This is a genomic window from Hymenobacter cavernae, from assembly GCF_014641455.1.
GTDB lineage: Bacteria > Bacteroidota > Bacteroidia > Cytophagales > Hymenobacteraceae > Hymenobacter > Hymenobacter cavernae.
Window position 1 is genome coordinate 95,795 of the sequence record NZ_BMHT01000009.1, and the last position, 21,949, is coordinate 117,743.

14 protein-coding genes are annotated in these 21,949 nt (G+C 57.7%); 5 read left to right on the forward strand and 9 right to left on the reverse strand.

Going from position 1 to position 21,949, the window contains the following annotated elements; all coding sequences use genetic code 11:
- Window positions 1-40 precede the first annotated feature (40 nt).
- On the forward strand, window positions 41-2,494 hold the full coding sequence (galB, locus tag IEX74_RS20975) for a beta-galactosidase GalB (protein ID WP_188816007.1): 2,454 nt from the start codon (window positions 41-43) through the stop codon (window positions 2,492-2,494).
- 305 nt (window positions 2,495-2,799) lie between these two features.
- On the opposite strand, the gene IEX74_RS20980 is transcribed toward galB, so the two are convergent.
- The 6 genes from IEX74_RS20980 to IEX74_RS21005 form a co-directional block, all read right to left on the reverse strand.
- A complete protein-coding gene (locus tag IEX74_RS20980; RefSeq protein ID WP_188816008.1) occupies window positions 2,800-3,864 on the reverse strand; it encodes a proline iminopeptidase-family hydrolase in 1,065 nt (354 codons plus the stop codon).
- A gap of 220 nt (window positions 3,865-4,084) precedes the next feature.
- On the reverse strand, window positions 4,085-5,281 hold the full coding sequence (locus IEX74_RS20985) for a glycosyltransferase (protein ID WP_188816009.1): 1,197 nt from the start codon (window positions 5,279-5,281) through the stop codon (window positions 4,085-4,087).
- Complete coding sequence (locus IEX74_RS20990; protein WP_188816010.1) at window positions 5,278-6,492, reverse strand: glycosyltransferase family 4 protein; 1,215 nt, start codon at window positions 6,490-6,492, stop codon at window positions 5,278-5,280. The genes IEX74_RS20985 and IEX74_RS20990 overlap by 4 nt, the downstream gene beginning before the upstream one ends.
- Before the next feature lie 91 nt (window positions 6,493-6,583).
- Window positions 6,584-7,606 (reverse strand): potassium channel family protein, encoded by a 1,023-nt coding sequence (locus tag IEX74_RS20995; RefSeq protein ID WP_188816012.1) that lies wholly within the window; start codon window positions 7,604-7,606, stop codon window positions 6,584-6,586.
- A 43-nt stretch (window positions 7,607-7,649) separates the two neighbouring features.
- Window positions 7,650-9,713 carry a DNA primase gene (gene dnaG, locus IEX74_RS21000; RefSeq protein ID WP_188816013.1) on the reverse strand — a complete coding sequence of 688 codons (2,064 nt, stop codon included), beginning with the start codon at window positions 9,711-9,713 and terminating at the stop codon, window positions 7,650-7,652.
- Window positions 9,714-9,925: 212 nt separating this feature from the next.
- Window positions 9,926-10,606, reverse strand: coding sequence for a head GIN domain-containing protein (locus IEX74_RS21005; RefSeq protein WP_188816015.1), 681 nt, complete (start codon window positions 10,604-10,606; stop codon window positions 9,926-9,928).
- Window positions 10,607-10,837: 231 nt separating this feature from the next.
- Between IEX74_RS21005 and IEX74_RS21010 the strand changes: the two genes are divergently transcribed.
- The 4 genes from IEX74_RS21010 to fahA all read left to right on the forward strand — a co-directional run bounded on the left by IEX74_RS21010 (window position 10,838) and on the right by fahA (window position 16,767).
- Window positions 10,838-13,174: a S9 family peptidase gene (locus IEX74_RS21010; RefSeq protein ID WP_188816017.1), complete on the forward strand. Its 2,337-nt coding sequence runs from the start codon at window positions 10,838-10,840 to the stop codon at window positions 13,172-13,174.
- A 140-nt stretch (window positions 13,175-13,314) separates the two neighbouring features.
- A complete protein-coding gene (locus tag IEX74_RS21015; protein ID WP_188816019.1) occupies window positions 13,315-14,418 on the forward strand; it encodes an Mrp/NBP35 family ATP-binding protein in 1,104 nt (367 codons plus the stop codon).
- 192 nt (window positions 14,419-14,610) lie between these two features.
- Window positions 14,611-14,946, forward strand: coding sequence for a NifU family protein (locus IEX74_RS21020; protein WP_188816020.1), 336 nt, complete (start codon window positions 14,611-14,613; stop codon window positions 14,944-14,946).
- A 540-nt stretch (window positions 14,947-15,486) separates the two neighbouring features.
- On the forward strand, window positions 15,487-16,767 hold the full coding sequence (gene fahA / locus IEX74_RS21025) for a fumarylacetoacetase (protein WP_188816022.1): 1,281 nt from the start codon (window positions 15,487-15,489) through the stop codon (window positions 16,765-16,767).
- 92 nt (window positions 16,768-16,859) lie between these two features.
- Here fahA and IEX74_RS21030 read toward each other — a convergent pair whose 3' ends face one another.
- The 3 genes from IEX74_RS21030 to IEX74_RS21040 form a co-directional block, all read right to left on the reverse strand.
- Window positions 16,860-18,749, reverse strand: coding sequence for a CocE/NonD family hydrolase (locus IEX74_RS21030; protein ID WP_188816024.1), 1,890 nt, complete (start codon window positions 18,747-18,749; stop codon window positions 16,860-16,862).
- A 224-nt stretch (window positions 18,750-18,973) separates the two neighbouring features.
- On the reverse strand, window positions 18,974-19,771 hold the full coding sequence (locus tag IEX74_RS21035; protein ID WP_188816025.1) for a DUF2490 domain-containing protein: 798 nt from the start codon (window positions 19,769-19,771) through the stop codon (window positions 18,974-18,976).
- A 207-nt stretch (window positions 19,772-19,978) separates the two neighbouring features.
- Window positions 19,979-21,385: an RtcB family protein gene (locus IEX74_RS21040; RefSeq protein WP_188816028.1), complete on the reverse strand. Its 1,407-nt coding sequence runs from the start codon at window positions 21,383-21,385 to the stop codon at window positions 19,979-19,981.
- Window positions 21,386-21,949: the final 564 nt, after the last annotated feature.

Consider the following 21,949-nt stretch of genomic DNA (forward strand, 5'->3'; position numbering starts at 1 on the left):
ACGGGCTTGAACCTAGCCTCTCATCACATCCAACCCGCTCATGCTAAAAAGCTTATCTCTCTTTCTGCTCTTAACGGCCAGCCTGAACGCCACGGCGCAGGCTCGCCGGGAATACGTGCTGGCCAACGACTGGAAGTTCACAAAAGGCGATGTTCCGGAAGCCGCGAAACCTGACTTCAAAGATGCGCAGTGGCAAACCGTGAGCGTGCCCCACGACTGGGCAATTTACGGTCCTTTCGACGGCAACAATGACCTGCAAACCGTCAAGATTGAGCAGAACAACGAGCAGAAAGCCACTCAGAAAGCTGGTCGCACAGGCGGCTTGCCGTTCATTGGCACAGGCTGGTACCGGCGGCGATTTACGGTGCCGCAGTTCAAAAAAGGCAACCAAGCCGTGCTTCTGTTCGACGGCGCCATGAGCAATGCCCACGTTTTTGTGAACGGCAAAGAAGTGGGTTACTGGCCCTACGGCTACAACTCCTTTTCCTTCGACATCACGCCGTACCTGCAAGCCAGCGGCGAAAACACCCTGGCCGTGCGCCTGCAAAATCAGCCGGAAGCCTCGCGCTGGTACCCCGGCGCGGGCCTCTACCGCAACGTGCACCTGATCGTGACCGAGGACGTACACATTCCGGTGTGGGGCACCTATGTGACGACGCCCGAAATCAACTCCGCTTCAGCTAAAGTCAACCTGAAAACGCAGGTGGAACGCCCGAAAGGCAACACGCAGGCGCTGCGGCTGCAAACCGAAATCCGCGACGCGGCGGGCAAGGTCGTGGCTACCGTTTCGACGCCGCTCGCCTCCGGGCAGGCCAGTGGACAAGAATTCGTGCAAAACCTAGAGGTGAAATCGCCGAAGCTGTGGTCGCCGGAAACGCCGGTGCTGTACACAGCTGACTCTAAGCTGTATGCTGGCACGGTGCTGAAAGACGAATATAAAACCCGGTTCGGCATTCGCTCCTTTAAGTTTGAAGCGGAAAAAGGGTTCTCCCTCAACGGACAGCCGCGCAAGTTCAAGGGTGTGTGCAACCACCACGACCTAGGTCCGCTGGGCACAGCGGTGAACACGGCGGCCCTGCGGCGGCAACTCGCGTTGCTCAAAGACATGGGCTGCGACGCCATCCGCACCTCGCACAACATGCCCACGCCGGAGTTGGTCAGCCTCTGCGACGAGATGGGCTTCATGATGATGGTGGAAGCTTTCGACGAGTGGAAGCGACCCAAGGTGAAGAACGGCTACAGCCAATACTTCGATGAGTGGTCGGAGAAGGACATTGTGAACATGGTGCACCGCGACCGGAACAACCCTAGCGTGATTATGTGGAGCATCGGCAACGAGGTGCCCGACCAGAGCAACCCTGAAGGCTACATTATTGCCAAGCGCCTTCAGGACATCTGCCACCGCGAGGACCCTACGCGCCCCGTAGCCGCCGGCATGGACCGCTTCGACGATGACTTCAAGAACAACTTTGCTCAGGTGCTGGATATTGCGGGCTTCAACTACAAGCCGCACCGCTACCCCGAGGCGAAAGGCAAGCTCCCGCAGGGTTTCCTCCTAGGTTCCGAAACGGCTTCTACCGTCAGCTCGCGCGGCGTGTACAAGTTTCCGGTGGAGCAGGTAAAGCAGAAGAAATACCGTGACAATCAGTCGTCTTCCTACGACCTGGAAGCGTGCAGCTGGTCGCAGATTCCCGACGATGAGTTTGTGAAACAGGACGACTTAGGTTACGTCACCGGCGAGTTCGTTTGGACGGGCTTCGACTACCTCGGCGAACCCACGCCCTACGACGAAGCCTGGCCTTCGCACAGCTCTTACTTCGGCATCATCGACTTGGCCGGCATCCCGAAGGACCGCTACTACCTGTACCGTGCCCGATGGAACACGCAGAAGCCGACCTTGCACCTGCTACCGCACTGGACCTGGCCCGGTCGCGAAGGCCAGACCACGCCGGTGTTCTGCTACACCAGCTACCCGTCGGCCGAGCTGTTTGTGAATGGCAAAAGCCAGGGCAAACAGACCAAAGCGCCTTCGGATAAGTCCCAGAGCCGCTACCGCCTGATGTGGAATGAGGTAAAGTACCAGCCCGGCACCATCAAAGTGGTAGCCTACGATGCCCAGGGCAAAGCTGTGGCGGAGGAAGAAGTAAAAACCGCTGGCAAGCCCGACCACATCAAGCTCGTCGCCGACCGCACCAGCCTCACCGCTGATGGCCAGGAACTAGCTTTCGTGACGGCCCGCGTAGAGGACGCCCAAGGCAACCTCTGCCCCGATGCCACGAACGAGCTGCAATTTGCCGTAAAGGGCCAGGGCAAGTTCCGCGCCGTCGGCAACGGCGACGCGACTAGCCTAGAGTTATTTCACGAGCCAAAGATGCACGTCTTTCACGGCCAACTCGTGGCTATTGTGCAGGCTTCCGATAAAGCTGGCGATGTGCAGCTGAATGTTACGGGTTCGGGGCTGAAAGCCGCACAGGTGACGCTGAAGACGAAGTAATATTTCGTCTTCAAACCTAGGTTATACAACTAGAAAGGGCCGCGCTGATCAGCGCGGCCCTTTCTAGTTGTATATAGACCGTCATGCTGAGCTTGCCGAAGCATTTCGCGTGCAGTCGTTGCCCGAAGTAGAGACGCCATATCTTGCGTCTCGTCGTTGCTGATGTTGTTTACCTAGGTTGTTCTAGGTAAGTCGTTCAACGAGGAGACGCAAGATATGGCGTCTCTACATGGTTTTAGCGTCCGCAACGAAGCGGTAGAGATGCTTCGACCAACTCAGCATGACGGGTTTGTAGTAACCAGACGCTACATCGACACTTTCTTCTCGCCTTTATCAACCCCTAGGATAAACTTCGTAAGGCCTTTCATATAAACAGCCTGATCGTCGTACATGCTCATGTGGCTGCCTTTGTTGCAGATGAGGGCGGAGCCGTTTTGCACTTGAGTGGCAATCCAGCGCATGTGCTCGGGGTCCATGGTATCGTGCTTGCCGCCAATGGAGAGCACCGGCACCGTGAGTTGAGGGAGGTCTTTGGATCGGTCCCAATTGGTGAGCTTACCGGAAATACCAAACTCGCTCGGGCCTTGCATCGTCACGTAGAGCGACTGGTTGATTTTGCTCATCGAGCGGGTAACGGGCTCCGGGTTAGGCACGATGCGGCACAGGTGCTCGGCGTAGAAGTTAGGCTCAAGCAGGCCCATGTACCTAGGGTTGCTGAAATCCTTTCTGGCCTCAATCTGCCGGATTTCGGCCAGCACTTCGGGCTTCATCTGCTTGGCCAGCACTTCATCGGCGTATTTGCCGTAGGCGGGGCAGCTCATCATCATGTTCGAAATGATGAGGCCTTTCAGGTTTTGTTGGTATTTGAAAGCGTACTCGGCTGCCAGGATCCCGCCCCACGAGTGACCTAGCAGATAGAAGTTGTCTTTATTGAGATTCAGCGCTTTGCGTACCTGCTCTACTTCCTCCACGTAGCGCGGCAGGCTCCACATGGCGGTATCTTTGGGGTTGTCGGAGTTGCCGCAACCTAGCTGGTCGTAGTAAATGAACTCGATGCCTTCGGCGGGCAGGAAGCTTTCCATGCACTCGAAGTACTCGTGCGTGGCGCCGGGGCCGCCGTTGAGCAGCAGCAGCTTGATCTTGGGGTTGTTACCGAAGCGCTTCGTCCAGACGTTGAAGGTGCCTTTGGGTGTCGTAATCGGAATGATTTTCACGCCGCCCGTTTGCACCGCACCGCTGCTATCCTGGGCAAAATAGTTGGAAACGGCAGCCGCAGCGGCATTATCCTTCGATTGCTGCGTACTACAAGACAGCGCGCTGAGCCCAAACAGAGACAGGCAAGCACCGACGGCGATTTTCGAGAAGTTCATGGGGGCTGAGGGTAATAAGGCGAGGTAGCGCGTGTAGTTGAATCAGCTCAACTGCTTAAACCTAAAGATACTCCCCTAGCATTCCAAAAGCTAGGTAGCACGATGTAGCGCGAAGCTCCCGCTTCGCGTGTCGTTGAACGATGACGCCTGCAAGACCTAGGTGCCGGTCGTTCAACGATATGCGAAGCGGGAGCTTCGCGCTACATCGCGCCAAGCACCATCACTTCGCCTGCTGGAAGCGTTGCGTCGGCTGCCAAACGGTCGTTTTGATACCGCGCAGATAGCGCCACCAACCCAGCAGCAGCGCCGCGTTCATGCTGTAGAAGTGCGTGATAAAGCGCAGGATACGCGAGTGAAAACCCACCCGCCGCAGCAGCCAATCGAGGCCAACCAGTACCGGCAGACCTAGCTGCCCCAACAAGGAAAGCTGGTAAAACCAGCCCGTACCGCGCACCACCAGCACCACGTTAGCCAGCAACATCAGCAGCAACAGCTGCGGCGTGTACCAGCGCAACACCTTATGGGACCAGAAGGCAAAAGCGCGCCCGTTCCACGGCGGCCACAGCACCCCCCGGAATACGCTCAGATTCTGGAAGTTACCAGCCGAAATCCGCGCTTTGCGACGAAACTCCTCCGGTAGCCGATCCGACACGTCTTCGTAGCAGACAGCTTCCAGCTCATTAATTGCCTGATATCCATCGCGCAACACCGCCATCGAGATATAGAAGTCATCGACCAGGAAAGAGGCCGGAGCCGGATGATACGCGCTGCGGCGCACGGCAAAGCAGCCGCCGAACGCGCCCATCATGGCGCCCCACACCACACCTTCCTCGTACTTGATCTGGTTTTCGCGCTCCAGATAGGCCTTTTCCTGACCCGAAATTCCTTCGCGGCGGTGTTCGGGGTTGATGATGTTGCCACCTACTTGCCCGATAATCGGATTTCGGAAGTGCTTGACTAGATGATAGATTGTATCGGGGGCGAAGAACACATTGGCGTCGGTGAGCAGCAGTACCGGCGCGGTGGCTTCGCGGGCCAGGGCTTCTATCACGCCGGGCTTGCCGGTGCGCTGATAAAAAGGCCGAAACTGCACGCCTGAATACGTAGACGCGAGGCGTTCTACCAGCGTATTTGTCTGATCCTGAGAGTAATCGGAGCCAATATAGAGTGTGATCCGGTCGAGCGGATACGTGGTTTGGAAGGTGCTGCGGATCTTCTCCTCAATCACCTGCTCCTCATTGTGCACGGCCAGCAGAATATCGACAGCGGGCAGGTCGGCACCGTTCGGCGCATATACGTTGCGGTTGGGCTGTCGCCCTTTCGCCAGCCAACCTAACAGCACCGGAAACAACGCATACGTGTGTGCCACCAGTAACAAGCTCAGCCAGAGCACAATTGCCGCCACTACCTCTATCATACCGTAGCAGGCGTAAAGCGGCGATAAAGCTCCAGAAAGCGTTCTACCACTCGACGGTTATCATAAAGACGACCAACCGTTTGCGCAGCCGCTTGCCCGATTTCATCACAGTTTATCTTGCCCCGATGGTAGCGCACGATACGGTCGATCCACTCGCTGGGCTCGTCGCAGATGAGAATATCTTGGTTGTTGGAAACGTGAATTCCCTCCGAACCTAGGCCCGTGCTGAGAATGCACTTGCCCATTGCCATGCCCTCGATAATCTTGATGCGCATGCCGCCACCCGAGAGCAGCGGCACCAGCATCATCTCGTAGCGCTGCATGAAATCGGCCGCCGACTCCACGAAGCCGTGCATGAACACGTTTTTTAGCTTGAGTTTCAGCAGCTGCTCCGGCGGATTCTTGCCGGCAATGTGCAGCTCCATATCCGGCAGTTTTTCCTGGATGGTCGGCCACACGTTGGTCAGAAACCATTCCAGTCCTTCCAAGTTCGGCAGCCAATCGAGGGAGCCGATCATGAACAGCGTGTTGGGCTTGGGCCGAATGCGAGGGTCAGGGCGAAAACGGGCTAGGTCTACCCCGGCCGGGATAAAGACCACTGGCTCTTTGCACCCAAAGGCGCGCAGGCGACGCTGGTCGGGCTCGGTGATGGCCGCAATGCCATCGAAGCGGGGCAGGTACTCCTGCTCAAACTGCTTCACGCCCTTAGCCAAGTGGTATAAGTAGAAGCGGCGCAGCGAGTTAGGCTCGCGCTCAGCCAGCATCTGCCAGATCGTGTGCTCCACGTTGTGCGCCCGCAACACCACGGGCAGCTCAGGCCGCACGCGCTTGATTACGTCGAGGTACCAGGCCACGAACGTACCTTCCACCTGCACCACGTCAAACTGCTCCGTTTCTAGCAGGTGAGTCAGGGTATCGGCCAAAGCCGGGCTCACGAACCGCTCGACATTATAAGGCATTTTGCCTACCAGTAGGTTCTTCAGCGCTTTCCACGGCGACAGGCGCGTATCGACTGGCACGGGCACCAGACGCACAGCCGGACCTAGGTGGTCGAGCACATCTGCTTCCTGCCAGTGCTTGTGCGTGTTAGGCGCTACCACCGTTACGCGGTGCCCCGCCTGCACCAGTCCTGCGGCAACATCATACATGGCAATAGCGCCACCATCAGTTGGCGGAAACGGCACCCGGAAGCAAAGCTGAAGAATATGCACGAAAGAGTAACTGAGCGGCTGAGTAACTGAGTAGCGGTCTACTATCGTTCGGCAAACTTAATCAGTTACTCCGTTACTCAGTTACCCTGAATTATACGTGAAATTGCTGCAACACGGCTTGCACCTGCTCGTCGGTGCCGAGCAGCAGCAGCACGTCGCCGGGCGCGGGGCGGGTGTCGGCGCTGGGGCTCACCAGCACTTCCCCACTTTGCAGCCGCAAACCAATAATGGTAGCGCCCGTGCGGGAGCGTACATCCAGCTCCCGGATGCTGCGGCCCTGCCACTCGCGCCGAAACTCCTGATAACGTAACTCTTCCAGCCTCAACTTATTAGGACCTAGGCCACTAATCATATCCAGGAACCGAATTACTTCGGGCCGCATGATCAGGTTGGCCATGTGCGAGCCCCCGATTTCCTCCGGCATCACCACCGAATCGACGCCGGCGCGCAGCAGCTTGCTTTCGCTGGTCTTGACGCTGGCGCGGGCAATAATCTTGAGGTTCGGGTTGAGGCCGCGCGCCGTGAGAGCCACAAACACGTTGTCGGCGTCTTTGGGCAGTGCCGAAATGAGTGCCTGCGCGCGCTCCACTCCCGCTTGCAGCAACGTTTCATCGGCAGTAGCATCACCGAAAATAACGGCGGCCGGTCCGGTGCCATTCTCGGTTGCTAGGCGTACCAGTTCCTGATCTTGTTCAATTACAACCACTTGCGCCCCATTCGCCACCAGCTCCGCGTAGGCTTTGCTCCCGTTACGCCCGAAGCCGCACACAATTACGTGGTTCGTAAAGCTCCTGATTTCCTGGTCGGTCCGGTACATATTGAATAGCGTGCGCAGCTCCCCGTTGAAGATATAGGTGGTAAGCTGCGAAATCAAATAGGCAATAAAGAGGAGGTTGATGAAGATATAAACCGACACAAACAGCCGCCCTGCCGGCGAAAACGGATGCAGCTCGCCGTAGCCCACCGTCGAGACGGTGGTAATGGTCATGTAAAAGGCATCGAGCAGACTGTAGTGCTCGATCAGCATGAACCCAATGACGCCGGTAGTAAGGCTAGCCAAGGCCAGCACCAACGACACCATGAAGCGGTTCAGAGCGGCCGCGCGCTTCCACATGAGGGTTTGGATTTATGTTCAACGAGCTACAATGTAAGACTACTTACGCTCCCCTCGGAATCACCGTACCGAGCATGTTGCCGAGCTGGTCGTCCATCTGCTTGAGCAGCTTCACGGCGTGCAGGGTTTCCATGAGGGTTTCCTCGTCCAGTGGCTCGCGCAGAGAGTCCAGGCGGGCGGCTAGCTCGCGCTGCACGTTCACTTTGTTGAGGCGCAGAATGGCGTTGTCGCAGGCTTGCTGAAGTTGGTCTAATTCGCGGGGCACGTAGATCTGGTGGGTGCTCCAATTAGGACTCAGCTCGTACTTCTCGGTAGCTAGGTCGCTGACTAAGCTCCGAATGTCGCCGCGGCCGTGCTGAATGAAAGTGCGCACTTCGGGCCAGCGGCCCTGCTCCATTTCCTCGCGGCACAGGTGCAGCATGTCGGCGTAGATGGGCGTGCGGATCGGGGTTTCATCCAGCTGGCTAAACAGATACTGCGCCACGCTGATGTCATCGGCCAGGGGTTGCGCGGCGTAGAGCAGCAGCAGGCGCACGACTTCCCGCTCGCAGGCTTGCAATACGTCCGGCACCGGCTCGACCTCGGAGTCATCAGCCAAGGAGCTGCTAGCGGCAGGCGGACCAAACAGCTCCTCAGTGGCACCATACATGGCGGCTTCGTCCTCGGGGCTGAGTTCGGGTTGTAGCTGCGGGCCTCGGGTGGATGCTGACGCCGAGGCTGGTTTTGCCGCCGTCGTGCTATTATTGTTAGGTGGCGACCCGCCTGCTGCTTTGCCGGAGGCGTTCTTTACCAGCTTGTTATACTCCGTAATGAGCACCTGCTCATCAATGCCGAAGGTGCCGCTGGTTTGCTGCAAAAACACCTGCCGCTTGATCGGGTCGGGCACCTTGGCAATGCTTTGCAGCACGTCGCGGATGGCCTCTGCCTTCTTCACCGGGTCGTGGGCGGCTTCTTTGGCAACGAGGTTGGTTTTGAAGCTGATAAAGTCCTGGCTGTTGTTTTCCAGATACTCTTTGAAGCGCTGGTCGCCGACTTTGCGGATGTAGCTGTCGGGGTCGTCACCGTCGGGAAAGAGCACCACGCGCACGTTCAGGCCGCCTTCCAGAATCAGGTCGATGCCGCGCAACGACGCCCGGATGCCCGCCGCATCACCGTCGTAGAGCACCGTCACGTTGTCGGTGTAGCGGCCGATCAGGCGTATCTGACTCTCCGTGAGCGAGGTACCTGACGAAGCCACCACGTTGCGGATGTCGCCCTGATGCAGACTCAGCACGTCGAGGTAGCCTTCCACCAGGTAGCAAACTTCCTCATTGCGGATGGCCTGCCGGGCTTGGTAGAGCCCATACAGCACGTCGGACTTGTGGTAAATATCCGATTCGGGCGAGTTCAGGTATTTGGCGCTCTTATCGTTGGCCTTGAGCGTGCGCGCCCCGAAGCCAATCACGCGCCCCGAGATGTTGTGAATCGGGAACATCACCCGGCCTCGGAACCGGTCGTAGCGGCGGCCCGTATCTTTGCCCTGATCGTCTTTGCGCTCAATAGCCAGGCCGGTCTTTTCCAGATACTTGCGCTCGAAACCAGCTTTCTCGGCCGACTTCAATAGGTCGTCCCACTGATCGAGGGAGTAACCTAGCTCGAAGGTTTTGATGGTCTGCTGATTCAGGCCGCGCTGGCGCAGGTAGCTCAGGCCGATGCTCTGGCCCTCGTCGGTTTCGGTGAGCAGCTTGTGGTAGTGGTCCTTGGCCCAGTTCGAAATGATGTACTGCGAGTCCTTATCGTTCTGAATGAGCTGTTCCTCAGGCGTTTTCTCTTCCTCCTGAATATCAACGCCGTACTTCTTAGCCAGGTATTTCAGGGCCTCCACGTAGCTGGTGCCCTCGATGTCCATGATGAACTGAATCACGCCACCAGCCTTGCCGCAGCCGAAGCACTTGTACAGCCCCTTGGCCGGCGCCACCGAAAACGACGGCGACTTTTCGTGGTGAAACGGGCAACAGGCCCACATATTCTGGCCTTTGCGCTTCAGCGTGACGAAGTCGCCGACAACTTCTACGATGTCGGCAAGGTGCAGGATTTGGTCAACGGTTTCTTTGGGGATGCGGGCCATACGGCAAAGGTACGTGCACCACCTAGAAGTAGTGTTAAATAGTATCGCTAAGCTCCCAAGCAGACCAGCCAGAACAATGTAGCGCTAAGCTCCGGCTTGGCGCACGAGCGCAGCGAGTAACCGACTTCTCACATTTGCGCTGGACGCGTAGGAACTCGCTTTGCTCGTGCGCCAAGCCGGAGCTTAGCGCTACATTGTTCTGTACCAGCGGCTTAGTGCATCCCTACCGACTTGTTCTTGTTGTGCACATCACTTGCCCCGGAAGCATGCGACGATAGGCTTTCGGCCGACACGTACGCGTCGCTGGCGCCGCTGGCATCTACCGTGGCGCGCTTGCTCAGCAAATCGGAGGCGCGATAGTCGCTGCTACCGCTGATGTGCACTTGCTGGCTTTCCACCTGGCCGGTCAGGCGAATGTCGCTGGCGCCGCTGGCTTCTACACTGAGGGTTTTTGCTTTTACACCTAGGGTCACGTCGCTGGCGCCGCTGGCTTTGATGCGGAAGTCATCGGCGGAAAAGACCGACTCGCTTTTCACGTCGCTGGCGCCGCTCAGCTCTAAGCTATTCAGCTGAGGCGTAGTGATGTAGACGGTTATTTTATTGCTTTTGGTAGGTAGCCAGGTGAAGCTGCCCCCGTCTTTGTCGCGGTAGATGCGCAGCACGCCATTCTCCACTTCCGTCCGAATGTGGCGGAGTACATCCTCTTCCTCTGCTTCCAGCACTACCGACGTTTTCGAGCCTTGCTTCAGCATAATATTCACCGCGCCGCTGGCTTTAATCATGCGAAAATCGCCCGTTTGCCGCGTTTGCTTTTCCTGGGCGGAAACGGAGCAGGATACCAGACCTAGGCCCAAGGCCAACGCGCAGACGTGGAGTGTAGTAGTCGTTTTCATGAGAAAGAGTTTGAAGTTGGGGTTCAGGAAGGAAGATGCAGAAAAAAGCCCGCCCGTTGCCTGGTGACTTCGTCGGAGTGGCTGAGTAGCTGATCAATTGAGTCATTTTGGCGTCACAATTCGGTAGCTATTGCGGCACCTAGGTTGCGCAGGCAAAGTACCTCGTTGCGCATTTCCTGCTACCTTACGCGTCTATTTATTCTGGCTTTTCGCCTGTTTCTTACCTAGCCTATGCACAAGTATTTACTGGCGCTCAGCGCGGCGGCTCTCTTCCTCTCAGAGGTGGCCCTGGCTCAGCAGCAGCCTGCTCTCACCACCCAGGATTACGCCCGGGCCGAACGCTTCATGATCTACAAAACCCAACCACTGGTAGATCATAGTATTGACCAGATCAACTGGCTGACCAACGACCGGTTCTGGTACCGGACCTCGACGGCGCAGGGCAGCGAGTTCATCCTGATCGACCCGGCCCTTAAAACCCGCGGCCCGGCGTTCAACCAGGCTAGGTTGGCGGCCGCGCTTTCGGCGGCCACCGGTCAGGCGTATGAGGCCAACCGGCTGCCGTTTCGCAACCCCGTGCTTTCGCCCGACGCGAAGATGGTGTACTTCCGGGTGAGCGGCAAAGCCTGGAAATATGATGTGGCGAGCGGCCAGGTGAGCCCCGAAACCACGCCCGCAGATAGCCCTAACGCCAACGCCGACAATGAAATCGTTTCGCCCGACGGCCAGCTGGCAGCCTACATTCAGGATTATAACCTGTGGGTGCGCAACACCCAAACCAACCAGAAAACTCAGCTGACCACCGACGGCGCCAAGGACTACGGCTACGCCACCGACAATGCTGGCTGGTCCAGCAGTGACCGGCCCGTATTGCGCTGGTCGCCGGACTCGCGCAAGATTGCCACCTTCCAGCAGGATCAGCGCAAGGCGAGCGATATGTATCTGGTGACCACCAACATAGGTGCGCCGATGCTGAAAGCGTGGAAGTACCCGCTGCCCGGCGACAAGGACATCATCACCATCGAGCGGGTGATTGTGGAGGTGAACAACCCGAAAGTCGTGCGGCTGCAAGTGGCGCCCGACCCGCACCGCGGCACGCTTTCCGACGACATTTCCAGCAGCGGCACCTTCGACGACGTCGACTGGAGTTCTGATGCAACGCAGCTAGCCTTCGTGTCGACCTCGCGCGACCATAAGCAGGAGAAGTTTCGGATAGCCGACGCCGCGACCGGCGCCGTGCGGGAGGTATTTTCGGAGACGGTGCCCACGCAGTACGAATCCGGCCAGGGCGCTATCAATTGGTGCTATTTGCCCAAAACCAGGGAAGCCATCTGGTACTCGGAGCGCGACAACTGGGGCCACCTTTACCTCTATGACGCCGCCACCGGCAAGCTTAAGCAGCAGATTACCAAGGGCAACTGGGTAGTCACGCAGCTGCTGAAAGTAGACGAGCAGCGACGTCAATTGTACTTTCTGGCCGGGGGGCGCGAGCCGGGCAACCCGTATTTCAGTCACCTCTACCGCATTGGCCTGGATGGCAAGCACCTGACGCTGCTCACCCCCGAGGCCGGCAACCACCACATCACCTTCTCGCCTTCCAACCGCTATTTCGTCGACAGCTACTCGCAGCCTAATGTAGCGCCCGTCAGCGTGTTGCGCAGCCTGGATGGCAAGCTCATTATGCCGCTGGAAAAAACGGATATCTCGCGGCTGACAGCCACTGGCTGGAAAGCTCCCACGCCCATCACGGTGAAAGCCAACGACGGACAAACCGACCTCTACGGGCTGATGTTCACGCCCACAACGCTGGACCCGAACCGTAAATACCCGGTTATCAACTACATCTATCCGGGTCCGCAGGGTGGCAGCGTGGGCAGTTGGTCGTTTGCGGCGGCGCGAAACGATAACCAGGGGCTGGCCGAGCTAGGTTTTGTAGTCGTTGCGATTGAAGGCAGTTGTAACCCAATGCGTTCCAAGAGCTTCCACGATGCCTGCTACGGCAACATGGCCGAGAACACGCTTTCCGACCAGGTAGCGGGTATGCGGCAGCTGGCGCAGCGCTACCCCTACATCGACCTAGGTCGGGCTGGCATCTGGGGGCACTCGGGTGGTGGGTTTGCGACGGCCGCGGCCATGTTCCGCTACCCCGATTTTTTCAAAGTCGGCATCTCGGAATCGGGCAACCACGAGAACCGCAACTACGAAGACGACTGGGGCGAGCGGTACATCGGTCTGCTCACGACCCAGGCCAACGGCACTTCCAATTACGACTCGCAAGCCAATGCAGCCTACGCTAAAAACCTGAAAGGCAAGCTGATGCTAGCGCACGGCCTAATGGATAACAACGTGCCGCCCTACAACACGATGCTGGTAGTCGAGGCGTTAGTTAAGGCCAACAAGAGCTTCGACCTGGTCGTGTTTCCGAACGCCGCCCACGGCTACGGCGCCTACTCGCCCTACATGACCCGCCGCCGCTGGGACTACTTCGTACGCAACCTGGCCGGTGCCGAGCCGCCCCAGGACTACGAGATGACACCTAGGCCCGACCCGCGCACGGAGGTTGAGTAATAGCCTGCCTGTCATTCCGAACATTCTGCGCATAAAGCAGCGATGAAGAATGACAGGCAGGCTCTTTTTTAAACCGATCTAAGTTCAGGCAACTTCTACCCGCATTTCCGGGTTATCTTTGCACTTTGAACCTCTGACTTATGGCTATTACCCAAGAAGACGTCCTGCGCGCGCTGAGCTACGTGGAAGAGCCCGACCTGGGCAAAGACCTCGTGACACTCAACATGATTGAGGACGTGAAGATTGACGGCTTGAACGTATCGTTTTCGGTCATTCTCACCACACCCGCCTGCCCACTTAAGGAGCTGATTCACAACGCCTGCGTGCGCGCCATCCACACGATGGTCGATAAAGACGCGGTGGTAAACGTACACCTGACTTCCCGCGTGACGACAGCGCGCGCTGCCAATGCGGCCGTGCTGAATGGCGTCAAGAATATCATTGCTATTGCATCCGGCAAAGGCGGCGTAGGCAAGAGCACCGTGACGGCCAACCTAGCTTTGGCATTGGCCCGCACCGGCGCTAAAGTCGGCCTGGTAGATGCCGATATTTCCGGTCCTTCGATGCCGACCATGTTCGGCGTGGAAGATGCCCGCCCGCACGTTTTCCAGACGCCCGAAGGCAAAAACTTGATTCAGCCCGTCGTGCAATATGGCGTGAAGCTGATGAGCATCGGCTTCCTGGCTCCATCTGAAAGCGCCATTGTGTGGCGCGGCCCAATGGCGTCGTCGGCCTTGAAGCAGTTCATCACCGAAGTAGATTGGGGCGAGTTGGATTACCTGCTGCTCGACCTGCCGCCCGGTACCTCCGACATTCACCTGACGCTGGTGCAAACCGTGCCCGTAACCGGCGCCGTTATCGTGACGACGCCGCAGAAAGTGGCCCTCGCCGACGCCCAGAAAGGCTTGCAGATGTTCCGCCAGCCCCAGATCAACGTGCCGGTGCTCGGCGTAGTGGAGAACATGGCGTGGTTTACGCCCGCTGAGCTGCCCGAAAACAAGTACTACATCTTCGGGCAAGGCGGCGGTAGAGCTTTGGCTGACAAGCACGAAGTGCCGCTGCTGGGCCAGATTCCGCTGATCCAGAGCATTCGCGAGAACGGCGACCTAGGTACGCCCGCTATTCTGGAACCCGGCACTGGTCCGGCCCTGTTGTTTGAACAGCTCGCTGAGGAGCTGGCCCGTCAGGTTTCGATCCGCAACGCTACCCAAGGTCGCACACAGATTGTCGAAATGACTCGTTAATTTGTTGATGTGCTGATTGTTGATGTGCTAATATGCTGATTTGTTGATGAGTCTTTATCTTAGAGGATTGCTTGCTAAGCTCGTACTCTAAACCATCAGTACATCAGCAAACTATCAAATCAGCACACCAACACATTACCATCTCAGCACATCAAAGAGAATCAGCACATTACCCCATCAACCCATCACCTCATGTCGTATTCCGTAGTCGTAGAAGATCATCCTTTGTTATCCCGCATCGAGCAGGCGCTGGATACCATTCGCCCCTACCTGGCCGCGGACGGAGGCAATGTGCGCGTACTCGAAATCACGGATGACATGGTGCTCAAGCTGGAGCTGCTCGGCGCGTGCGGCACCTGCCCGATGTCGCCGATGACGCTGAAAGCCGGCGTGGAGGAATCGGTGAAGAAAGCCGTGCCCGAAATCCGGGCGGTGGAAGCGACGAACGCCACCCCCATGGATGAGCAGCCCGCCGGCCAAACGGGTCATCCGCTGCCGCCTACTCCCGTCTCGACGCCGGAGTTTTAGGGTTTAGCTGTTAGCTTGTAGTTCAATATAAGGTTGTGAAGGCCAGCTTTCTGCGGAAAGCTGGCCTTCTTATTTTGGCGCGGGTGCAGTAGGAACGCGCCACGGCGCGTTCTCGTCTGGGCGACGTGCCCACAGGAGGTGCTAAGCGGCATTGTGCAACGACGAACGCGCCGTGGCGCGTTCCTACTTTGCTAGTGAAGCTTCAGAGAGAACGTCATGCAGAGCATTCTGCGCATTAAGCAGCGACGAAGCATCTAGCGTGCAATGGCAACCTCAATCGTCAGGGTTTTCCACTACAACATCAGCACGCGAGATTCCTCGCATAGCTCGGAATGACGTTCAACAATGACGTTCTAGTGAAGCACGCGAGATGCTTCGACCAGCTCAGCCTGACGGCCTTTTTCGCTCTCTGTCCACACCAACCTAGGTATAGCTTTCATCGGAGAGCAAGTGGCTGGCGAGAACAGTTGGGCTTGCTGAACGTAATGAGTTTACATTCCTTCCGGCGCAGTACCTTGCCGCCAACCGCTTTCTTTCGTCATGCCAGCCGCCCTTAATAATCCCGACCTCCACTCCTGGATTGATATTCCCGCCAGCAGTCACTTTCCTATTCAGAATCTCCCGTTCGGCGTGTTCGAAACCCCGGAGCGCGGCTCGCGCCTGGGCATTGCCATCGGCGACTACGTGCTCGATCTGTACGCGCTGAGCCAGCGGGGTTTCTTCGACGACCTCGACCTAGGTCCGCGCGAGCCGAAGGTGTTTCGGCGTCGCTCGCTCAATGGCTTCATTGCCCTGGGCCGGACGGCATGGCGAGCGGTGCGCCAACGCGCCAGCGAGCTGCTGCGCCACGACAACCCTGCCCTGCGCGACGACGAGACGATGCGCGCCTGCCTCGTCCGCCAGCGCGACGTGCAGATGCTACGCCCTGTCAAGCCGGCTAATTACACGGATTTCTACTCTAGTCTGGAGCACGCCGCCAACGTCGGCCGGCTGTTTCGGGACCCGGCAAACCCGCTGCCGCCCAACTGGCGCCACATGCCCATCGGCTACCACGGTCGGGCGAGCAGCATTGTCGTCTCGGGCACAGATATTCGACGCCCCAACGGACAGCGCAAAGCTCCTGATGCCGCAGCACCTAGCTTTGGCCCATCGCAGCAGTTAGATTTTGAGCTGGAAATGGCTTTCATCACGGGCCGGAATACCGAGCTAGATCATCCTATCCCGATTCAGCATGCCGAAGAAGCTATTTTTGGGCTGGTACTATTTAACGACTGGAGCGCCCGCGACCTGCAAAACTGGGAATACACGCCTCTGGGCCCATTCTTAGGCAAGAGCTTCGCCAGCAGCATTTCGCCGTGGGTAGTCACGCTGGATGCCCTGGAGCCCTTCCGCGTGGCGGGTCCGGTGCAGGAGCCCGAACCCTTGCTCTACCTGCGCACCGTCGACCAGCACCACTTCGACATCAACCTGGAAGTAGCTTTGCAGACGGTGGATGGGGCCGCTACCACCATTGCCCGCTCCAACTTTCGGCACCTCTACTGGAGTATGGCTCAGCAGCTTGCCCACCAAACCAGCAACGGCTGCAACTTGCAAGTCGGTGACCTCTACGCCAGCGGTACCATCAGCGGCCCCACGCCCGAGTCGCTCGGCTCGCTGCTGGAGCTGACCCTAGGTGGTACCTACCCCTTGCTCCTGCCCAACGGCACGGAACACGGCTTCCTCCGCGACGGCGACACGGTGACGATGTGCGCCTACGCTGAGAAGAACGGCGTGCGAATCGGCTTCGGGGAAGTAACCGGCACGGTGCTCGGTTCGCTGTAGCGCGAAGCCTGAGCTTCGCGTATCGTTGAACGACTGACACCTAGGTTACTACAACGACATTGTTCAACGATGCACGAAGCGGGAGCTTCGCGCTACAGCACGCCTACACCTAGCCCTGATGGCCGTTTAGTATCGTGGTAGAGCCGAATCGTGGCTTTCTGGAAATCTTTAGGATCTGCTTTTGGGATGTCCACGAACGTCTGCGGGTTGCGGTCGACCAGCGGGAACCATGAGCTTTGCACCTGCACCATCACGCGGTGACCTTTCTTGAAGGTGTGCAGCACGTCGGGTAGCTCGTATTTCACTTCTGCGACTTGGCCGGGTGTGAACGGCTCCGGCTTCTCGAAGCTGTTGCGGAATTTGCCCCGAATCGGCTCGGCGCGCACAAGGCGTTGGTAGCCGGTAGCTTGTGGTTTTTTGGAGCTAGCTTTTGAATCGGCTGCATCGGCGGGCGACACGTCGATGAGCTTCACAACGAAGTCAGCATCGGTGCCGGTGGTCGATACGAACAGGTCGGCAGTGAGCGGGCCGGCTAGGGTCAGATCTTCGGTCAGCGGCTCGGTTTGAAAGGTCAGAACATCCGGCCGAGCGGCAGCGAAGCGCTGATCTTCAATCATGTATTCATTGTTGCGATGCGCATATACGCCATTGGTGTACGGCACCGGATTGGCCGGGTCGCTGACGTATTCGTTCAGACTTTCGGCGGCAGTGGGTTTGGCTAAAGTCAGCTTGCCACCTTCCTGCATATAGAAAGCCTGTGACTTTACGGCTTTCGGTGGCCAAGTCTCATACGTTTTCCACTCGTTGATACCGGTGTTGAAGACAGTGGCCTCGGCGGGTTTGAAGTCACCTTTGTCTTTGAGGTAATAGTTGAAAAACTTGGTTTCCAGGTTGTCGCGGAAGTACTTCGCCGTGTTCTGCCCAAAGGTCAACGGCCCGAACTTACTCCACTCCTGCCGTGCCCAGGCACCGTGCGTCCAGGGGCCCATCACGAGGCGGTTGGTGGTGCCGGCACTTTGCTTTTCAATGGCTTTGTAGGTGTTCAGTGCCCCGAACAAATCTTCCGCATCAAACCAGCCGCCCACGACCAGCACGGCGGGCTTTACGTCTTTCAACGCCGGCCGGATATTGCGGGCCTGCCAGTACGCGTCGTAGGTCGGGTGAGCTAGGTATTCATTCCAAATCTTGGCGCGGTTATTAAAATACTGAGCGCTGTTGCTGTTTTTAAGCGGACCTAGGTCCAGAAAAAACTTGTACAAATCCTTCGGTGCGTTTGCGAAAAGCTCGCTGTATTTCTCCGTCGGGCCCTCGTGGGGCGAGTCGAAGTAGTTCATAAAGGAGAAATTATCGAGCAGGTAGAACGCGCCTTTGTGGTTGGCATCGTCGCCCATGAACTCATCCGTTACAGGAGCTTGCGGCGACACAGCTTTGAGGGCCGGGTGGGCGTCGGGCAGAGCGGCGGTGGCATAGAAGCCGGGATACGAAATGCCCATCAGTCCGACGCGGCCGTTGTTGCCGGCCACGTTCCTGAGCAACCACTCGATGGTGTCGTAAGTATCTGAGCTCTCGTCGGTTTGCTGGCCACTGTTGCCGGGCACGTTAGGCGTCATTTCCTCAAACTGCCCTTCACTTTTGTAGCGCCCGCGCACATCCTGGTACACGAAAATGTACTTCTCCTCCGACAGCTCCTGACTAGGTCCGGGGCCACGCTTGCGGTAGTTGCTCTCGCCGTAGGGCGCCGCTGAATACGGCGTGCGCTCCAGCAGAAAAGGATACTGCCGCTGCGCTGATGCATCCTTGGGTACATAGGTGACGGTGTAGAGCTTCGTGCCGTCGCGCATCGGAATCTGGCGGTCGAGCTTGCGGTAATTTTGGCGAACGAAGGCCGAATCTTGAGCGGCAACGGGTGTGCGCTGGGCGAAGCTAGCTGGTGAAGAACCTAGGGTGAGCAGCAGCGCGGAAGCGTAAAAACAGCGAGTCATGCGGGGAAGGTAGCAAAGGAAAAACGGGCGCTGGATGAAGCGCTTCAATACTACTGAATTAGGTTTATAAATCGTGCTCCGGTCCGCCGCCTAGGGCGGCGACCAGTCGTCATGCACCTAGCTTGTTCCGATAATTTGTTCAATGACAACCGGTTGGACGCCTAGGGCGTCGGACCGGTATCCGCGAGTTGTTCAACGATACACGAAGTTCAGGCTTTGCGCTCTTAGTCTTGCTGCGAGGGCAAATGCTCGGTTGGCGAAGTAGCTTTGCGGTGTGCAATGCGGTAGGTTACGCTTACCACCACATTGTTCTTGGCTGATGTTATTTGGGGGATAAACTGCCCCTGTTGAATCACGGGCAGATTATAATTAGCCTGATTCACCCAGCCAACTTGCAGAATGACGTGTTTGCTGAACTGGTAGCCGGCGCCCCCATACACCCGATTGCGTTCGAACACCGGCCCGTCCGGATTAAGAAATATTTCGTCGTACACGGACAAGAAGACGGTTTTGTCGGTAATAGTCTTGTTGTTCAGCGGTAGAAAGGCATTGAGTCGGTAGCGAAGTCGCTGCCGCGTGCCAGAGCTGTCGCCGCGGTAGGCAAACCAGCGCTGCTCGATGCGGTAGCGGTGCTCAATCTTCAAGCGGTCGAGGTACTGATTCAGCACCAGTTGCAGCCAGAGCCGCTTTTCCACGTTCAGTGGGCCATCTTCCAGGGCGCGATAGTTGGAGGTGGCATAGCGGCCGCCGGCCAGCATCACGGTGAAGGTCTTGTCGAGGTCGTAGCTGATGCCGGCTTTCAGCTCATTATAGAAGTACTTCCAGAAAACGGCATCAGTACGAGCCTGTACTTCCGCAAAGCCGCCCCATTTATTTTCGGGACTACCCGGCAGCAGCGCCGTTCCGATCAGCCAGCTGCCCCAGCGCTGGGGTGGATTAGCGGGCGTTTGGGCAAGGGCAACACGGCTATGGCCAGCCAACAGTACTGATATGAGAACCGTAATGGGTAAGAATTTCTTCATCAAGAGGATAAGCTTAGGCGAAAAGGCAGGTGAGAAACCACAGCGAAGGTAGTCTACTACTGCTGCTTGTAGCTCCTTGCGCCGGTATTCAAAGTAATTACCTCAGAAATAAGTGCAAGCCAGACCTAGCCCCGGCACACGCACAAAAAAGGCAGCACGACGCTAGGTCATGCTGCCTTATCTGAACGGTACGCGCTACTTACTAACCTAGGTGCTCGCCCCTTCCATCCGCACGATGCGCGGGGTGAACGTGCCGAGCACGTCCACCAGTTGTTGCTGGCTGCGCATCACGGCGAAGATGTCCTTATACGCCTGCGGCGCTTCGTCCACGCCACCGCCGATGAGCGACACACCCGCGTCGGTCAGGTACTGGCGCACTTCGGCTTCGCCTAGCTCCTGCTTGGCCCGCGTCCGCGACATGGCCCGGCCAGCCCCGTGCGAGGCGGAGGCCAGCGAAGCCGCCTCTCCCCGTCCGCGCACGATGAAGCCCGGGGCCGTCATCGAGCCGGGGATGATGCCGAGTACCCCGGCGCCGGCCGGCGTAGCACCTTTGCGGTGCACCACCACGTTGCGGCCGTCGGCGAGGCGTTCTTTCCAGGCGAAGTTGTGGTGGTTTTCCACTTTCGCCAGGGGCCGCTCACCGAGGGCTTTGGCAATGCGCTGGTGAATCTGGTGGTGACAGGCGGAGGCGTAGTCGCCGGCCAGGTTCATAGCAGCCCAATACTCTTGGCCCGCTTCAGTGTCGAGGGAAAGCCAGGCCAGGTGCTGCGCTTCAGCGGGCAGTTGGCACACGTCTTTCGCCAGCTTCGTGTAGTGATTCGCAACGCTTGCGCCCAGGCCACGGGAGCCAGAGTGCGAAAGCAGACCTAGGTACTGGCCCACCGGCACCCCTAGCTCGTTCTGCGGATCGGTGATGTCAACCACGCCGAACTCCACGAAGTGGTTGCCGCCACCGGAAGTTCCGATCTGCGCAGCGGCCGTTTCCTGCTTATTGCGCAGGAACGGAATGCTCAGGAACTCGTCGCGCTCCAGTACCGCGTGGTCTAGCTTTTGGCCGTAGCGGAACACGTCGCGGTTGCCGAACTTGGTGTTGTCGAGCAAAATCTTGCGCATCTCTTGTAGGCGCTGCTCCAGGTGCTTAGGCGGCAAGGCGTACACCGACAGCGCCATGCGGCACCCGATGTCCACGCCCACAGCGTAGGGAATCACGGCGTTGTCCGTCGCCAGCACGCCACCGATGGGCAGGCCGTAGCCGTGGTGGGCATCGGGCATGAGGGCCCCGGCAACGGTTACGGGTAGTTTCATAGCCGTTTCCATCTGATGGATAGCGCCTTGCTCGATGTACTCGGGGCCGAATACGGCGTAACTTTTCCGCTCGGCCAAGGCAATGTGACGGCTCGGGGGCGGTAAAAGCGCGGCAGCCGTGTGACTCCAGTCGAGGTCGGTTAAGTACTCATTGGGATTGTTTAACAAGGTTTGGAGCAGACCTAGCTGCTCGGTGTGGGAAAGTTTTTTCAAATGTTTGCGCTGCAATTGAGCCAGCGCCAAGCCAATGGCACGCCCTTCCGGAAATCCGAGTTGGCGGAGGTCATTGCCACGTAGTTGTTGAGCCATGATTGGTTTTTGTTTTGGGCTGTTGGTTTTACAGAACCAACGACCTTGTCTGCCTTCGGCAGAAGTTATTAGTTAATACCTAGGTACCTGCCACCATTTGGGGGTATTTGTGCAGAGGAACACAAAGGCATTTTCTCAGTCGGTAATCAGCCTTGCTTTTACCTATCCAAGCACTTCAGTGCCGCGAAGCGGTGCAGGTGCTTGGCAAAAAGCCGCAAAATCTTCCTCCCGAATGGGCTAAGGGTAAATCTTGGTTTCATACTAGTGTGCTTATGGACTTTTTACACAAAACACAACCCTAGCTAGCCGGAGCAATGAGCGACAAGCGTGCTGTTTGCGAATAGAAATCGAAGGAACGCTCGCCTACGGCATCCGGCTAGGTTGAGTGGAACGCGGGAAGGGCAACAACTGAGTAGTCATATTGGATTTCCAGTCGAAGTAAGACTACCCTACGGCACCTTCTTGCGTTCCAATAAATTGACAGGGCGACAACCGCAAGTCTCTGTGCTCTAACCAACTGAGCTACCACCCCAAAGGGTGAGCGGGACTCGAACCCGCGACCCC

Bases quoted from the DNA above. Each gene is read 5' to 3' on its own strand.
- IEX74_RS20995 (WP_188816012.1), bottom strand. From the start codon at position 7,606: ATGTGGAAGCGCGCGGCCGCTCTGAACCGCTTCATGGTGTCGTTGGTG.
- galB (WP_188816007.1), top strand. From the start codon at position 41: ATGCTAAAAAGCTTATCTCTCTTTCTGCTCTTAACGGCCAGCCTGAAC.
- IEX74_RS21030 (WP_188816024.1), bottom strand. From the start codon at position 18,749: ATGACTCGCTGTTTTTACGCTTCCGCGCTGCTGCTCACCCTAGGTTCT.
- IEX74_RS21040 (WP_188816028.1), bottom strand. From the start codon at position 21,385: ATGGCTCAACAACTACGTGGCAATGACCTCCGCCAACTCGGATTTCCG.
- IEX74_RS21035 (WP_188816025.1), bottom strand. From the start codon at position 19,771: ATGAAGAAATTCTTACCCATTACGGTTCTCATATCAGTACTGTTGGCT.
- IEX74_RS21015 (WP_188816019.1), top strand. From the start codon at position 13,315: ATGGCTATTACCCAAGAAGACGTCCTGCGCGCGCTGAGCTACGTGGAA.
- fahA (WP_188816022.1), top strand. From the start codon at position 15,487: ATGCCAGCCGCCCTTAATAATCCCGACCTCCACTCCTGGATTGATATT.
- dnaG (WP_188816013.1), bottom strand. From the start codon at position 9,713: ATGGCCCGCATCCCCAAAGAAACCGTTGACCAAATCCTGCACCTTGCC.
- IEX74_RS21005 (WP_188816015.1), bottom strand. From the start codon at position 10,606: ATGAAAACGACTACTACACTCCACGTCTGCGCGTTGGCCTTGGGCCTA.
- IEX74_RS20985 (WP_188816009.1), bottom strand. From the start codon at position 5,281: ATGATAGAGGTAGTGGCGGCAATTGTGCTCTGGCTGAGCTTGTTACTG.
- IEX74_RS21020 (WP_188816020.1), top strand. From the start codon at position 14,611: ATGTCGTATTCCGTAGTCGTAGAAGATCATCCTTTGTTATCCCGCATC.
- IEX74_RS21010 (WP_188816017.1), top strand. From the start codon at position 10,838: ATGCACAAGTATTTACTGGCGCTCAGCGCGGCGGCTCTCTTCCTCTCA.
- IEX74_RS20980 (WP_188816008.1), bottom strand. From the start codon at position 3,864: ATGAACTTCTCGAAAATCGCCGTCGGTGCTTGCCTGTCTCTGTTTGGG.